Origin of the sequence: Salibaculum sp., assembly GCF_035270045.1 — a bacterium.
Classification (GTDB): Bacteria; Pseudomonadota; Alphaproteobacteria; order Rhodobacterales; family Rhodobacteraceae; genus Salibaculum.
In genome coordinates this window covers 82,338-97,879 of sequence record NZ_DATFIP010000019.1, presented here as the reverse complement: position 1 = coordinate 97,879, position 15,542 = coordinate 82,338, and the positions used below count along the sequence as shown (strand labels likewise).

11 protein-coding genes and 1 tRNA gene are annotated in these 15,542 nt (G+C 66.2%); 9 read left to right on the top strand and 3 right to left on the bottom strand.

The features are described 5' to 3' along the window. Positions 1–32: 32 nt before the first annotated feature. The 6 genes from glmU (at position 33) to VJ897_RS03320 (ending at position 6,166) form a co-directional block, all read left to right on the top strand. A complete protein-coding gene (glmU, locus tag VJ897_RS03345) occupies positions 33–1,388 on the top strand; it encodes a bifunctional UDP-N-acetylglucosamine diphosphorylase/glucosamine-1-phosphate N-acetyltransferase GlmU (protein WP_324053246.1) in 1,356 nt (451 codons plus the stop codon). Next, positions 1,388–3,205, top strand: a complete 1,818-nt coding sequence (gene glmS / locus VJ897_RS03340; RefSeq protein ID WP_324053244.1) for a glutamine--fructose-6-phosphate transaminase (isomerizing) — start codon at positions 1,388–1,390, stop codon at positions 3,203–3,205. Before glmU ends, glmS begins: the two co-directional genes overlap by 1 nt. Before the next feature lie 4 nt (positions 3,206–3,209). After that, positions 3,210–3,863: a nucleoside/nucleotide kinase family protein gene (locus VJ897_RS03335; RefSeq protein ID WP_324053242.1), complete on the top strand. Its 654-nt coding sequence runs from the start codon at positions 3,210–3,212 to the stop codon at positions 3,861–3,863. A gap of 34 nt (positions 3,864–3,897) precedes the next feature. Then, positions 3,898–5,676 (top strand): single-stranded-DNA-specific exonuclease RecJ, encoded by a 1,779-nt coding sequence (recJ, locus tag VJ897_RS03330; RefSeq protein ID WP_324053240.1) that lies wholly within the window; start codon positions 3,898–3,900, stop codon positions 5,674–5,676. Between the two features lie 67 nt (positions 5,677–5,743). Next, a tRNA-Glu gene (locus VJ897_RS03325) sits at positions 5,744–5,818 on the top strand. Positions 5,819–5,947: 129 nt separating this feature from the next. Next, complete coding sequence (locus VJ897_RS03320) at positions 5,948–6,166, top strand: TFIIB-type zinc ribbon-containing protein (protein ID WP_324053238.1); 219 nt, start codon at positions 5,948–5,950, stop codon at positions 6,164–6,166. A 6-nt stretch (positions 6,167–6,172) separates the two neighbouring features. On the opposite strand, the gene VJ897_RS03315 is transcribed toward VJ897_RS03320, so the two are convergent. Continuing rightward, complete coding sequence (locus tag VJ897_RS03315; protein ID WP_324053236.1) at positions 6,173–6,796, bottom strand: exopolysaccharide biosynthesis protein; 624 nt, start codon at positions 6,794–6,796, stop codon at positions 6,173–6,175. Positions 6,797–6,913: 117 nt separating this feature from the next. Continuing rightward, the gene (locus tag VJ897_RS03310; protein WP_324053234.1) at positions 6,914–7,366 is read right to left on the bottom strand and encodes an Lrp/AsnC family transcriptional regulator; all 453 of its coding nucleotides are present in this window, start codon (positions 7,364–7,366) and stop codon (positions 6,914–6,916) included. Positions 7,367–7,439: 73 nt separating this feature from the next. On the opposite strand from VJ897_RS03310, the gene VJ897_RS03305 reads away from it, so the two are divergent. After that, positions 7,440–8,042: a LysE family translocator gene (locus VJ897_RS03305; RefSeq protein ID WP_324053232.1), complete on the top strand. Its 603-nt coding sequence runs from the start codon at positions 7,440–7,442 to the stop codon at positions 8,040–8,042. Between the two features lie 53 nt (positions 8,043–8,095). On the opposite strand, the gene VJ897_RS03300 is transcribed toward VJ897_RS03305, so the two are convergent. Further along, complete coding sequence (locus VJ897_RS03300) at positions 8,096–10,453, bottom strand: ATP-dependent helicase (RefSeq protein ID WP_324053230.1); 2,358 nt, start codon at positions 10,451–10,453, stop codon at positions 8,096–8,098. Positions 10,454–10,624: 171 nt separating this feature from the next. Between VJ897_RS03300 and VJ897_RS03295 the strand changes: the two genes are divergently transcribed. Both VJ897_RS03295 and VJ897_RS03290 read left to right on the top strand, forming a co-directional pair. After that, positions 10,625–14,068 carry a pyruvate carboxylase gene (locus VJ897_RS03295; RefSeq protein ID WP_324053228.1) on the top strand — a complete coding sequence of 1,148 codons (3,444 nt, stop codon included), beginning with the start codon at positions 10,625–10,627 and terminating at the stop codon, positions 14,066–14,068. 548 nt (positions 14,069–14,616) lie between these two features. Further along, a complete protein-coding gene (locus tag VJ897_RS03290) occupies positions 14,617–15,432 on the top strand; it encodes a DUF481 domain-containing protein (RefSeq protein WP_324053226.1) in 816 nt (271 codons plus the stop codon). The last annotated feature ends 110 nt before the right edge of the window (positions 15,433–15,542 follow it).

Below are 15,542 nucleotides of genomic sequence, written 5' to 3'. Positions count from 1 at the left end.
GAAGGGGACCGAAGTCAAAGAGGTGGGGCAGCATGGCCACAGCACTGGTCGTTCTTGCCGCGGGCAAGGGCACGCGGATGAAATCGGACCGGCCCAAGGTCCTGCACGAGGTCGCGGGGGCACCGCTGCTGGCGCACGCGATGCGGGCAGGCGCGTCCATCGACCCGGTGCGGACCATCGTCGTCGCCGGCCACGGCGCCGCGGCGGTCGAGGCCGCGGCCCGGGCCTGGGACCCGGAAGTGGAGGTCGTGCTGCAGGCCGAGCAACTGGGCACCGGCCACGCGGTCGACCAGTGCCGCTCGGCCCTGGCGGATTTCGACGGTGACGTGGTCGTGCTCTACGGCGACACACCCTTCATCCGTCCCGAAACGCTGGCCGCCATGCAGGCGGCCCGTGCCACCCATGACATCGTTGTCCTCGGCTTCGACGCGGCGGATCCGGGCCGCTATGGTCGCTTGAAGATGTCGGGCCAGTCCCTTGAGGCCATTGTGGAGTTCAAGGACGCATCCGAACAGGACAGGGCCATCACACTGTGCAATTCCGGCGTCATCGAAACCGATGCAAAAGGGTTGTTTTCCTTGCTCGAAGCAGTCGGCAACGACAACGCCAGCGGCGAATACTACCTGACCGACGTCGTCGGGCTGGCACGTGCACGGGGGCTCACGGCCACGGTCGTGACCTGCGACGAATCCGAGACGCTGGGTGTTGATTCGCGCGCCGCGCTGGTCGATGCGAATGCCATCTACCAGGCCCGTGCCCGCACCGAGTTGATCGCGGCAGGCGTGACCATGCTGGCACCCGACACGGTTCACCTGGGGTTCGACACCGTGATCGGACCGGACACGGTGCTGGAGCCGAACCTGGTCTTCGGCCCCGGCGTGACAATCGAGAACGGCGCCACGATCCGCGCCTTCAGCCACCTGGAAGGTTGCCACGTCGCCCGCGGCGCCGTGGTCGGCCCCTACGCGCGGCTGCGTCCGGGCGCGGAACTGTCCGAGGACACCCGCATCGGCAACTTCGTCGAGATCAAGAACGCGCAGATCCACGCCGGCGCCAAGGTCAATCACCTGTCCTACATCGGGGACGCGGAACTGGGCGAGAAGACCAATGTCGGCGCGGGCACCGTGACCTGCAATTACGACGGGGTCTTCAAGCACCGCACGACCATCGGGCGCAATGTCTTTGTCGGGTCAGACACGATGCTGGTCGCGCCGGTGACACTGGGCGACGACTCGATGACCGCCACCGGAACCGTGGTCACCGAGGACGTGCCCGAAGGGGCGCTGGCGCTGGGCCGCGCCCGGCAGGTCAACAAGCCTGGCCTGGCGCGCAGGATGTTCGAAAAGTTAAAATTCGCGAAGGCCCAACGCGATAAGGATACTGAATAATGTGTGGAATTGTAGGTATTCTGGGCAGACACGAAGCGGCACCGATCCTCGTGGATGCGCTGCAACGGCTTGAATACCGCGGCTATGACAGCGCCGGCATCGCAACGGTGAACAACGGCGCACTGGACCGGCGACGGGCCGTGGGCAAGCTGGTCAACCTCCAAGACCTGCTTGTGCATGACCCGCTCACCGGCAAGGCCGGGATCGGCCATACGCGCTGGGCCACCCACGGCGCCCCGACGCTGACCAACACCCACCCCCATGGTGCCGGGCGCGTTGCCGTGGTCCACAACGGCATCATCGAGAATTTCCGCACCCTGCGCCACGAACTTGGCGGGTTGGGCATCGACCACCAGACCGAGACCGACACCGAGACAGTGGCGCTGCTGACCCAGCACCACCTGGACGAGGGGCTAGACCCGCGCGCCGCCGCCGAAGCCACCATCGCCCGGCTGGAAGGCGCCTATGCGCTGTGCTTTCTCTTCGAGGGGGCCGATGACCTGCTGGTGGCCGCGCGCAAGGGAAGCCCGCTGGCCATTGGCCACGGCGAGGGCGAGATGTTCGTCGGTTCGGATGCCATCGCGCTTGCGCCCATGACCGACCGGATCACCTACCTCGAAGAAGGTGACATCGCCGTCATTACCCGCAACAGCCTGGAGGTGCGCGACAGCACCGGACAACTGGCCGACCGCCCCGTCAAGACGATTCAGCGCGACGCCGCGCTGGTGGACAAGGGCGGGCACCGGCATTTCATGGCAAAGGAGATCGCCGAGCAGCCCACCGTCCTGACCTCGGCGCTGAATTACTATTTGGACGACGACGCCATCACCCTGCCCGACCCGGGCCTCGATTTCACCGGTGTCCAGAGGGTGATCATGGTCGCCTGCGGCACCGCCTACCTGGCCTGCCTGACCGCCAAGTACTGGGTCGAGCAACTGGCCGGCATCCCTGTCGAGGTCGACGTGGCGTCGGAGTTCCGCTATCGCGAGCCCCCAATCGGCCCGGGCACCGTGGCGCTTTTCGTCAGCCAGTCGGGCGAGACCGCCGATACCCTGGCCGCGCTGCGCTATTGCCAGGGCAAGGCTGACCACATCGTCTCGATCGTCAATGTCGCCGAAAGCTCGATCGCGCGGGAAAGTGACCTCGCCCTGCCGATCCTGGCCGGCGCCGAGATCGGCGTCGCCTCGACCAAGGCCTTCACCTGCCAGTTGACGGTGCTGGCGGCCCTCGCGCTCAAGGCCGCGCAGGACAAGGGCCGGATCGACGCCAACGGGCTGGCCGGGCACATCTCGAATCTGCGCGGTCTGCCTGGGCTCATGAATATCGCCCTGGGCCAAGAAGAGAAAACGCAACGTCTGGCCCGCAAGCTCGCCGAGGCGCGCGACATCCTTTTCCTCGGGCGCGGTCCAATGTATGCGCTTGCCCATGAGGGCGCCCTGAAGCTTAAGGAAATCAGCTATATACATGCCGAAGCTTATGCGTCGGGCGAACTCAAGCACGGCCCCATCGCACTCGTCGACAAGACCGTCCCTGTCATCGTCATGGCCCCGCGCGACGCGCTGTTCGACAAGACCGTCTCGAACATGCAGGAGGTCATGGCCCGCGGCGGCAAGGTGCTGTTGATCACCGACCAAGAGGGGGCCGAGATCGCCGGAGACGGGGTCTGGGACACGCTGATCCTGCCGGCCGTCGATCCCCTGCTGGCCCCGATCCTCTACGCGGTGCCTGCCCAGCAACTGGCCTATTATACCGCGATCGCACGCGGCACGGATGTCGATCAGCCGCGCAACCTGGCCAAATCCGTCACCGTGGAATGACCCGATGCCCGACCTGACCCCGCAGGTCAATGTGCTGGCGGATCGTATCCACGCCATGCGCGGCGACGGCCGGCGCCTTCTGGTCGCCCTCGCCGGGGCGCCAGGCAGCGGCAAGTCGACCCTCGCCGGGGAACTTGCCCGGCGGTTGAACGCCCAGAAGTGCGCAACCCGGGTCGTGCAAATGGACGGTTTCCACCTGGACAACGCGGTGCTGACCGACCGCGGACTGCTTGGGCGCAAGGGCGCCCCCGAGACCTTTGACAGCGCCGGGTTCCTGCACCTTGTGCAGCGTCTGCGCGAACGCACGGAGGTCATCGCCCCAGCCTTCGACCGCGCCCGGGACCTGGCCGTTGCCGGGGCACAGGTGATCCCCGCCGAGGCCGAGGTGGTCCTCGTCGAAGGCAATTACCTGCTGTTCGATGCCCCTCCCTGGTTCAACCTGGCACCGAACTGGTCGCTTTCGGTGCGGCTCGAGGTGCCCCTGCAGGACCTGCGCGCACGGCTGATCCAGCGCTGGCTCAAGCTGGGGCATACCCGCGTCGCGGCAACGCGCCGGGCCGAGGCGAACGACATTCCCAACGCCGAGGCCGTGGTGGCGCGCGCCCTGTCGGCCGATATCGTGCTGACACCGGATGGCCAGGCGGCCGACGGGCCATAGCGACTCGGAGCCTGGGCGCATATAGTAGCTGTCAATGAGCATCACACCAGATATTGCCGGCGATTCGGCGGGCGCCTTTCTCGGGGTTGGCGCCTCTTTGAGCGGGCGGCGCTGGGTCGGCCCCACGATCGAGGCCGACCGCCTTGCCCAGGGCCTGGCCCAGGAGGCCGCGCTGCCCCTGCCGCTGTGCCGCATCCTGGTGGCGCGCGGGGTCACGGCAGGGGCGGCCCCGGCCTTTCTCTCGCCCACGCTGCGCGCCTTGCTGCCTGATCCGCGTGTCCTGCGCGACATGGAAACAGCCGCCACGCGGCTTGTGCGGGCCGTGGACGCGGGCGAGCGCATCTCCGTTTTTGCCGACTACGACGTCGACGGCGGCGCCTCGGCGGCGCTGCTGCTGAGCTGGCTGCGGGACCTCGGGGTCTCGGCCACGCTCTATGTTCCCGACCGCATCGACGAAGGCTATGGCCCCAATGTGCCGGCGATGCAGACGCTGGCCCGAGACCACGACCTGATCCTCTGCGTCGATTGCGGCACCCTGTCCCACGAGGCCATCGCCGCCGCCGAGGGCGCGGACGTGCTGGTGCTCGATCATCACCTGGGCGGCGAGACCCTGCCCCCGGCCCTGGCCGTGGTGAACCCCAACCGCCAGGACGAGGACGGCGGACTGGGCCATCTCTGCGCGGCAGGTGTCGTGTTCCTGCTGCTGGTCGAGGTGACGCGCCAGCGCCGCGCGGCCGGGCAGCCCGGCCCCGACCTCATGGGGCTGCTGGATCTGGTGGCGCTGGCCACCGTGGCCGACGTGGCACCGCTTCAGGGGATCAACCGCGCCTTCGTTCGCCAGGGACTGACAGTCATGGCCCGGCGCCAGCGGCCGGGGCTGGTGGCGCTGGCCGACGTCGCGCGGCTGGACAGCGCCCCAAGCAGCCATCACCTCGGCTTCGTTCTGGGGCCGCGTGTGAACGCGGGCGGACGGATCGGCAAGGCCGACCTGGGCGCACGGCTGCTGGCCACGCCCGACCCGCGCGAGGCGCAGGCCATGGCCGCCCGGCTGGACGCATTGAACACCGAACGCCGCGAGATCGAGGAACAGGTCCGCGCCGCCGCCCTGTCCCAGGCCGAGGCGCGCGGAATGGACGCCCCGCTGGTCTGGGCAGCGGGCGAAGGCTGGCATCCGGGCGTGGTGGGCATCGTCGCCTCGCGGCTGAAGGAGCGCACCAACCGCCCCGCCATCGTGATCGGCCTGGAGGGGGACGAGGGCAAGGGATCGGGCCGCTCCGTTTCCGGCATCGACCTGGGCGCGGCAATCCAGCGGCTGGCGGCCGAGGGGCTGCTTCTCAAGGGTGGCGGGCACAGGATGGCCGCGGGCCTGACCGTGGCGCGCGACCGGCTGGACGACGCCATGGACCGCCTGTCCGAACTGCTGGCCAAGCAGGGCGCTGACGGGCTCGGACCCGCGGATCTGGCGCTCGACGGGATGCTGATGCCGGGGGGCGCCACGGTCGAGCTGATCGAACAGATCGAACAGGCCGGCCCCTTCGGCGCGGGCGCTCCGGCACCGCGCTTTGCGTTCGCGGATTGCCAGATCCTGTTTGCCAAGCCGGTGGGCACCGGTCACCTGAAGGTGACCTTCGGCGACGGGTTGGGCGCGCGCGTTGACGCCATCGCATTCGGCGCCATGGACGGGCCGCTCGGGGCCGCGCTCACGGCCCGCGACGGCGCCCGCTTCCACCTCGCGGGACGACTTGAAATCAACACCTGGAAGGGCCGCCGCAGCCCCCAGTTGCGCCTCGAGGATGCCGCGCGCGCCCATTAGAAAAAAGCGCACGAATCCTCTTGCGTCCCCCCGGGGGTTTTTCTAAACAGCGGTTCACGGTCAGCGTGGCCCGTTCGTCTATCGGTTAGGACGCCAGGTTTTCAACCTGGAAAGAGGGGTTCGATTCCCCTACGGGCTGCCACATTTCCTTTTACCATCTGCATTGACCTTGTGGTCCGACACGTGTTGACGCGCGATGCCGCTCAGATGCTTGCATTCGGGGCACCTCGGCATATCTGCTACGGACACGCCCCGGAAAAAGGAGAGCCCGATGAAGTGTCCAATCGACGGAGAGACCCTCGTGATCGCAGAGCGCAGCGGTGTCGAGATCGATTATTGCCCGACCTGCCGCGGTGTATGGCTGGACCGTGGCGAACTGGACAAGATCATCGAGCGCTCGGCCCCGGCGCCCGACGCGACGCGGGGCGGCCGCGAAGAACGTCCGCGCAAGAAGAAGGAATCCTTCCTCGGCGAGCTGTTCGATTTCTGAGCGCGGCTAGCCGATCATCGCGTCGGCCCCGAGGGCAAAGGAGGCTAGCAGGGACAGTGTCAACAGGACCGACGCCCCGCCCAGAGCCAGGCCGATCATACAGACCAGTCCATCACGCTCGACCAGGCCCACGCCCACGATGAAGAGCGAGAGCGCCGGAAACCAACCGCTGAACGGCACGGGCAGGAACAACGCGAAAGCGATGACGAAGAGCAACAGGCCAAGGGGCCGCTCGTTTCTTCGGGCAAAGAGAAGCGTGTAGCGAGGCACCAGCACGCGTTCCAGCCGTCGTGTCACGGGCCGCAGCCGCAGCACGGCACGGCGCAGTTTTTCCGGGTCGAGCGGCTTGCGCGCCAGAACCCGGGGCAGCCGCACGTGCGGGAACCCGACGATCATCTGGCCGGTGATGACGAGCAGCGGCAACGCCGTGATCAGCGACGAGCCAGGTGGCAGCGGCAAAAAGGTGAGCAGCGAAAAGACCACGATGGCCCAGCCGAAGGAAGCCTCGCCCAGGGCGGCCAACAGGGTGCCCACCGTCAGAGTGCCCGCGTCATGCTGACTGCGGGAGATGCGCAGGATCGGCAGCGAGAGGGAGGGTCTGCGTGGTTTGTCGTCCTGTGGGGGGCGCATCTTGTCCTTTCCGGTTGCCTGGCCCGGATATCTGCCTTCGCGCGGCGGATTACAATCGCAACCCGCATCCCCGGGCCTGGAAAAGGGGCCAGGCAAGTCAGCCGGTGGCCACCCGTATCAGCCGCGCTCGTCCTTAGAGGTGCCCATGACCATGTGGCTGGTAATGGCGCGCACGTGGGGCACGGTGCCAAGGTGATCGGTATGAAACGCCTTGTAGGCCGCCAGGTCCTCCGTTTCGACCCGCAGAAGGTATTCGAAGGCGCCGGCGATATTGTGGCACTCGCGCACCTCCGGCGCGCGCGCCATCGCGGCCTCGAACCCCTCCTGCGCGGCCTTGGAATGTTCCGACAGCCCCACGGTGACATAGACGACGAAGGCCCGCCCCGTCCGCGCCGGATCCAGACGCGCGCGATAGCCGAGTATCACACCGCGCCGTTCAAGTTCCTGCACACGGCGCAGGCAGGCCGAGGGCGAGAGGCCGACACGCTCGGCCAGGTCGAGATTCGACAGGCGGCCGTCTGCGGAAAGTTCGCGCAATATCATGCGGTTTATGGTGTCCATATCGGCCATGGATTGCAGGTTTACCGGACCTCGCCGAAGGAATGCAATTTCATTTCGTCGAACTAAGCGCAATCTGCCCGCCATGACGCCGGACCTGCTGACCGCCCTTGCCGCCTTTGCCTTCGTCGCCTCGATCACGCCGGGGCCGAACAACCTGATGTTGATGGCATCGGGGGCGAATTTCGGCTGGCGGCGCACGGTGCCGCACCTGTTGGGGGTCAGCCTGGGCCACGGGTTCCTGGTTCTGGTGCTGGGGTTGGGTCTGGCTCGGGTCTTCGATGCCTATCCGCAGGCCAGGACCCTGCTGACCCTGCCCTGCGCTGCCTATCTGCTGTGGCTGGCCTGGAAGATCGCGAATGCCGCGCCACCGGAGAAGGCCAGCGCCAAGGGCACCCCCCTGACATTCCTGCAAGCGGCGGCCTTCCAGTGGGTCAATCCCAAGGCCGTCTACATGGGGATCACCGCCCAGACCACCTATGCCCCCCAGGGCGCGGGCTGGACCGGGGCCGTGGCGGTGGCCGGCGTTTTCATCTGCGTCAATATCGTGTCCGTGAACACCTGGGCCATGGGCGGCACGCATGTGCGCCGATGGCTGGCCAGCCCGGCACGGCTGCGGGTGTTCAACTGGACAATGGCGGCACTGCTGGTGCTGACCCTGGTGCCGATCGTTCTGGACCTGGCCTGAATTTCCAGAAATTCAGGCACGGAAGGAATTTCTGGAAATTCCTTCGGCGCGGTTCAGAACGGCACGTCATCGGCCTGCCCGGCGCTGACCACGAACTTGCCCACCACGCGCTTGGCACCGGCCTTGTCGAACTCGATCTGCAGCTTGTCGCCCTCGATCTCCATCACCTCGCCATAGCCGAATTTTTGATGAAAGACCCGGTCGCCGACAGTGAAGGCCGATATCGCCTGCGCGTCGATCACCAGGCCCCGGGCCTCGGCGGGCTGGGACATGGGCCGCCGGTCGCGGCGGGCCTGCATCCGTCGCCATCCGGGCGAATTGTAGGCATCGGCACCGGCGGCCCGGTCCGGTAAGTCCGAGTGCGGCAAGTCCATGCCCCCGCCCGTGCTGCCGTAAAGACCCGGCGGTGTCAGCACCTCGACATGATCCTCGGGCAATTCGTCGATGAAACGGCTGGGCATCTGGCTTTGCCACTGGCCATAGACGCGGCGATTGCCCGCGAACGAGATCGTACAGACCTCTTCTGCCCGGGTGATGCCGACGTAGGCAAGCCGACGTTCCTCTTCCAGGCCCTTGAGCCCGCTTTCATCCATGCTGCGCTGTGACGGAAACAGACCATCCTCCCAGCCCGGAAGGAAGACGGCGGGAAACTCAAGCCCCTTGGCCCCGTGCAACGTCATGATGGTGACCTTTTCCTCGGTCTCCTCGCTTTCGTTGTCCATGATCAGGCTGACATGTTCGAGGAAGCCTTGCAGGTTCTCGAACTGCTCCAGCGCCTCGACCAGTTCCTTGAGGTTCTCCAACCGGCCCGGGGCCTCGGGCGTCTTGTCGTTCTGCCACATGGTGGTGTAGCCGCTTTCGTCGAGGATCATCTCGGCCAGTTCGACATGGGTGTCGGATTCCTCGCGCAGCTGGCGGTGCCAGCGGTCCAGCCCCTGCACCAGTTCGGCCAGGTTGGCGCCGCCCTTGCCCTTGATCAGCCCGCCCTGCACGCAAAGCCGCGCGCCCTCGACCAGGCTGACACCATTGGTCCGCGCGGTGCGCTGGATGGTCTGCACCGCCTTGTCGCCAAGGCCACGTTTGGGGGTGTTGACGATGCGTTCGAAGGCCAGGTCGTCGTCCTGGCTGACCGCCAGGCGGAAATAGGCCATGGCGTCGCGGATCTCCAGCCGCTCGTAGAAACGCGGCCCGCCGATGACGCGATAGGGCAAACCGATGGTCAGGAAGCGATCCTCGAAGGCACGCATCTGGTGGCTGGCACGCACGAGGATCGCCATGGACTCGAGGCTCATCGGGTCGCGCCCTCGGGTGCCGCGCTGCATCGCCTCGACCTCCTCCCCGATCCAGCGGGTCTCTTCCTCGCCGTCCCAGTGGCCGATCAGGCGGACCTTTTCGCCCTCGCCCGCGGCGGTGAAAAGCTCCTTGCCCAGCCGGCCCTTGTTGGCCGCGATCACCCCGCTGGCCGCGCCCAGGATATGGCCGGTCGAGCGGTAGTTCTGTTCCAGCCGCACGACCTTGGCGCCGGGAAAGTCGCTCTCGAATTTCAGGATGTTGCCCACCTCGGCCCCGCGCCAGCCATAGATCGACTGGTCGTCGTCACCTACGCAGCACACGTTCTTGTGCCCCTGCGCCAGTAGCCTCAGCCACAGGTACTGCGCGACGTTGGTATCCTGATATTCGTCTACCAGGATAAAACGGAACCATCGCTGGTATTGCGCCAGCACATCGGGGTGGTCCTGGAAGATCGTGACCATGTGCAACAGCAGGTCGCCGAAATCGGCGGCGTTCAGTTCCTTCAGACGGCGCTGGTAGGCGGCGTAAAGCGGCACGCCGCGCCCGTCATAGGCCGCCGTCTCGGCCACCGGCACGGTGTCCGGCGTCCAGGCCTTGTTCTTCCAGCCGTCGATGATGTTCGCCAGCATCCGCGGCGGCCAGCGCTTGTCGTCGATGTTCTCGGCCGCGACCAGTTGCTTGAGCAGGCGCAGCCGGTCGTCGGTGTCGAGAATGGTGAAGTTGGACTTGAGCCCGACCAGTTCGGCGTGGCGGCGCAGCAGCTTGACGCAGATCGCGTGGAAGGTGCCCAGCCAGGGCATCCCCTCGATCGTCTCTCCCATCAGGGCGCCGATGCGGCCCTTCATCTCGCGCGCGGCCTTGTTGGTGAAGGTCACCGAGAGGATTTCGTTGGGCCGCGCCTTGCCCGTGGTCAGCAGGTGCGCGATGCGGCAGGTCAGCGCCTTGGTCTTGCCCGTGCCCGCCCCCGCCAGCATCAGAACGGGACCGTCCAGCGCCTCGACCGCTTCGCGCTGGGCAGGGTTGAGGCCGTCCAGGTAGGGGGCGGCGGGCCGTGCCATGGCGCGCTGGCTGAGTGGCACGGCGGCCTCGAAGGCGTCATCGTCGGAAAAACTGCTCATGCGCGGCAATCTAGCGTGACTCGGCCCGAGGGGAAAGAACTGTTCCCCGAATGTTCCGAGCCCGATGGGACATTGCCTGTTAACGCTAACGGATACCCAGTTCTCCGCTGTTTACACCTGTCGCGAAATCTTCATAGATTGCTGCGACTGCAAACAGGGGGAGCCTGACCCGTGGCCGATTTCCAGAAGATCCTTGTCGCCAACCGGGGCGAGATTGCCATCCGCATCATGCGGGCCGCCAACGAAATGGGCAAGAAGACGGTCGCCGTCTACGCCGAGGAGGACAAGCTGGGCCTGCACCGGTTCAAGGCGGACGAGGCTTATCGCGTGGGCGAGGGCCTGGGCCCGGTCCAGGCTTACCTGTCGATCGAGGAGATCATCCGCGTGGCAAAGGCCTGCGGGGCCGACGCGATCCATCCCGGTTATGGCCTTTTGTCGGAAAACCCTGAGTTCGTGGATGCCTGCACCGCGGCTGGCATCACCTTCATCGGGCCCAAGGCGGAAACCATGCGCGCCCTGGGCGACAAGGCCAGCGCTCGTCGCGTGGCCATCGAGGCGGGCGTGCCGGTCATCCCCGCGACCGAGGTCCTGGGCGAGGACATGGACGCGATCCGCAAGGCAGCAGCCGAGATCGGCTATCCGCTGATGCTCAAGGCAAGCTGGGGCGGCGGCGGCCGCGGCATGCGTCCGATCGAGTCCGAGGACGAACTGGAGGAAAAGGTGCTGGAGGGCCGCCGAGAGGCCGAGGCCGCCTTCGGCAACGGCGAGGGCTACCTCGAAAAGATGATCACCCGCGCCCGCCACGTCGAGGTGCAGATCCTCGGCGACAAGTCCGGCGAGATCTACCATCTGTGGGAACGCGATTGTTCCGTTCAGCGCCGCAACCAGAAGGTCGTGGAACGCGCCCCCGCGCCCTACCTGTCGGATGCCCAGCGCGAGGACCTGTGCAACCTGGGCCGCAAGATCTGCGCCCATGTCAATTACGAATGCGCCGGCACGGTCGAGTTCCTGATGGATATGGAGACAGGCGCGTTCTACTTCATCGAGGTGAACCCCCGGGTTCAGGTGGAACACACCGTCACCGAAGAGGTGACGGGCATCGACATCGTCCGCGCCCAGATCCTGATCGCCGAAGGCAAGAGCCTGATGGAAGCGACCGGTGTGGCCAGCCAGTATGACGTGAAGCTGGACGGGCATGCCCTGCAATGCCGGGTGACGACAGAGGACCCGCAGAACAATTTCATCCCGGATTACGGCCGCATCACCGCATATCGCGGCGCCACGGGCATGGGCATTCGGCTCGACGGCGGCACGGCCTATTCCGGCGCGGTCATCACCCGCTATTACGACAGCCTGTTGGAAAAGGTCACCGCCTGGGCCCCGACGCCGGAAGCGGCGATTGCCCGAATGGACCGCGCCCTGCGCGAATTCCGCATCCGGGGCGTCAGCACGAACCTCGATTTCGTCATCAACCTGCTGCGCCACCCGACGTTCCTGAATAACGAGTATTCAACGCGGTTCATCGACGAGACCGACGCTCTGTTCGACTTCAAGCCGCGCCGGGACCGGGCCACCAAGATCCTGACCTATATCGCCGACATCACGGTGAACGGGCACCCCGAAACCGCCGGCCGACCGCGACCGGGCGCGGCGGCGATCACGCCGAAACCGCCGGTGCGCGCGGCGGACGACATTCCTGACGGCACCCGCCAGATCCTCGACCGCGCGGGCCCCGAGGCCGTCGCCAAATGGGTGCGGGACCAGAAGCACCTGCTTGTCACCGACACGACCATGCGCGACGGGCACCAGTCGCTGCTGGCCACGCGGATGCGATCCATCGACATGATCAACGCCGCGCCCGGCTATGCCGCCAAGATGCCGGGACTCTTCTCGGTGGAATGCTGGGGCGGGGCCACCTTCGACGTGGCCTATCGATTCCTGCAGGAATGCCCCTGGCAGCGGCTGCGCGACATCCGTGCCAAGATGCCCAATATCCTGACGCAGATGCTGCTGCGCGCCTCGAACGGGGTGGGCTACACCAACTACCCCGACAACGTGGTGCAGGAATTCGTGCGCCAGTCGGCGGAAACGGGCGTCGATGTCTTCCGGGTCTTCGACAGTCTCAACTGGGTCGAGAACATGCGCGTCGCCATGGATGCCGTGCAGGAGGCCGAGAAGATCTGCGAAGGCACGATCTGCTATACCGGTGATATCCTGGACCCGGACCGGGCCAAGTATGACCTGAAATACTATGTCGGCATGGCCAAGGAACTGGAAAGGGCCGGGGCGCACATGCTGGGCCTCAAGGACATGGCCGGCCTGCTCAAGGCCTCTTCGGCCGGGCAGTTGATCCGGGCGCTCAAGGACGAGATCAGCATCCCGATCCACTTCCACACCCATGACACCAGCGGGGCGGCCATCGCCACCGTGCTGGCGGCCTCGGACGCGGGCGTGGACATCATCGACGCGGCGATGGACAGTTTCTCGGGCAACACCTCGCAACCGACGCTGGGCTCCGTGGTCGAGGCGCTGCGCCATACCGACCGGGAGACCGGCCTCGATATCGCCGCCATCCGCGAGATTTCCAACTACTGGGAAACCGTGCGCGCCCATTACGCCGCCTTCGAGAGCGGCCTCCAGGCCCCCGCCTCCGAGGTCTACCTGCACGAGATGCCCGGCGGGCAGTTCACCAACCTCAAGGCACAGGCGCGATCCCTCGGGCTGGAGGAACGCTGGCACGAGGTCGCCCAGGCCTACGCGGATGTGAACATGATGTTCGGAGATATCGTGAAGGTCACACCGTCATCGAAAGTGGTGGGCGACATGGCCCTGATGATGGTCAGCCAGGGGCTGACCCGCGCCCAGGTCGAGGACCCGGCGGTGGATGTCTCCTTTCCCGACAGCGTGATCGACATGATGCGCGGCAACCTGGGCCAGCCGCCGGGCGGCTTTCCCGAGACCATCATCCGCAAGGTGCTCAAGGACGAGAGGCCGAATCTGGAACGGCCCGGCAAGCACCTCCAACCCGTCGACCTCGAGGCGATGCGCAAGGAGGCCAGCGAGAAGCTTGGCGGGATCGAGATCGACGACGAGGACCTGAACGGATACCTGATGTATCCCAAGGTCTTTGCCGACTACGCGACCCGGCACGAGACATACGGCCCGGTCCGCTGCCTGCCCACCTCGACCTTTTTCTACGGGATGGAACAGGGCCATGAGATCAGCGCCGAGATCGATCCCGGCAAGACGCTGGAAATCCGCCTGCAAGCCATCGGCGAGACGGACGAGAACGGCGACGTGAAGGTCTTCTTCGAACTCAACGGCCAGCCGCGCACGATCCGGGTGCCCAACCGCAAGGTCAAGGCCGACAGCAGACAGCGCCCCAAGGCCGACGCCAGCAACCCCGCCCATGTCGGCGCCCCGATGCCCGGCGTGGTGGCCAGCGTCGCGGTCCAGCCCGGCCAGAAGGTCCGCGACGGCGACATGCTGCTGACCATAGAGGCGATGAAGATGGAAACCGGCCTGCACGCCGAACGCGACGGTGTGGTCAAGGCCGTTCACGTCCAGCCCGGCGGCCAGATCGACGCCAAGGACCTGCTCTTGGAATTCGAGTAACCGGCCGGCCGGACCGGGGTCCTGGCTTCCTGGCGACCTGCAAGGCGGGTCGCGGAATGGTCGGGCCCGACAGCTGATCGGGTGCCCTTTCCGGGGTGAGCCGGCGGTTCCCGATACGCCCGCCCGCCATCGCCGCGATGGACGAGACATCGCTGGCCCTTGTCGACCTCACCCGGTCCACGGAGATGGAACGGGCCGTCTTTCAGTCGGTGATCGGCACGAAGAACTGCTTTGAGCGCCGCTTCAGCCGGTCAGACGGCACCTTCCAAGCGGCCCCGGGCCGCTTGGCGTCTGGTCGCCGGGCATGGGCGGGGATCTGCCGGAACGGCCCCCCTGAGACAGCGGGCGACCGCCGATAATTTGTCGTTTTTCCATATGGATGGCTGGACTCCGCTGCTCAGTCGGCCATTTGCCGCGCAGCAGCATTCCGGTCGAGCGCTCCCCCCTTTCAGACCGGCGGAACTCGCCCTAGGTCGCGCCACAGGCACGAGAGCCCGCAACCTCAACTCTCCGGGCGCAGACGCCCGGAAACACGAAAGGCAACGAGCATGTACAAGACGATCATCCTGGCCCTCGCCACGGCGGGCGCCACGTCAACGGCGGCCCTCGCGCAATCCGCGCTGGACGCCTCGGGTGCCGAGAACCGCATCGAAGATCTGAACGAGGATATCGAGGACGACTTCGAGCGCGACACCCCGCAGTTCGGCAACGAAGGCCGCGCCACCGGCTTCACCGGCAGCTTCGCGTTGCAAGGGTCGGCCACCAGTGGCAACACCGATACCGCCACGCTGGGGATCGGAGCCAACATGGGCTATTTCGACGGCGTCAACGGCTATGACCTTCAGTTGAGCTACCAATTCTCGGAAAACGAAGGCGTCACCGACGAGGACAGCCTGCTGTACGAACTGGAATACACCCGCAACTTCGGGCGTGACTACTACGGCTTCGCCAAGGTGCAGGGCAACGTCGAACGCCTGCCTTTTGATACCAGCGACAACTTCCTCGGCGCCGGTGTCGGCTACCGAGTTTTCGACAGCGCCAGCATGCAATGGTCCGTACAGGCCGGTGTCGGCTACCGCGTGGCCGAGTTGAACAGCATCGACGACCTGGAAGAGGGTGCGCTGGCGGTCTCCTCGGACTATTACCAACAGCTGTCGCCCACCCTGGCCCTGACCAACGACACCGATATCATCGGGTCGGAATCGGACACGGTGGTCTACAACGACCTGGGGCTGAACGTTAACATGACCGATACACTCGCGCTGCGCACCAGCGTCGTGACCGAGTATCACACCGACCCCGAACCGGGGAAGGAAGACACCGACAACACCTTCGGCGTCTCGCTGGTCTACAGCTTGGACTGAGGTCGGCCACCTGTTTGCATTTCCCGAGCCCCAGGGGGGCGGTCCCAGAGCGGGACCGCCCCCTTTTTGCTGCCGTGGCCGCGAAATTTTTGCCCGAGCTGCGGCATTTT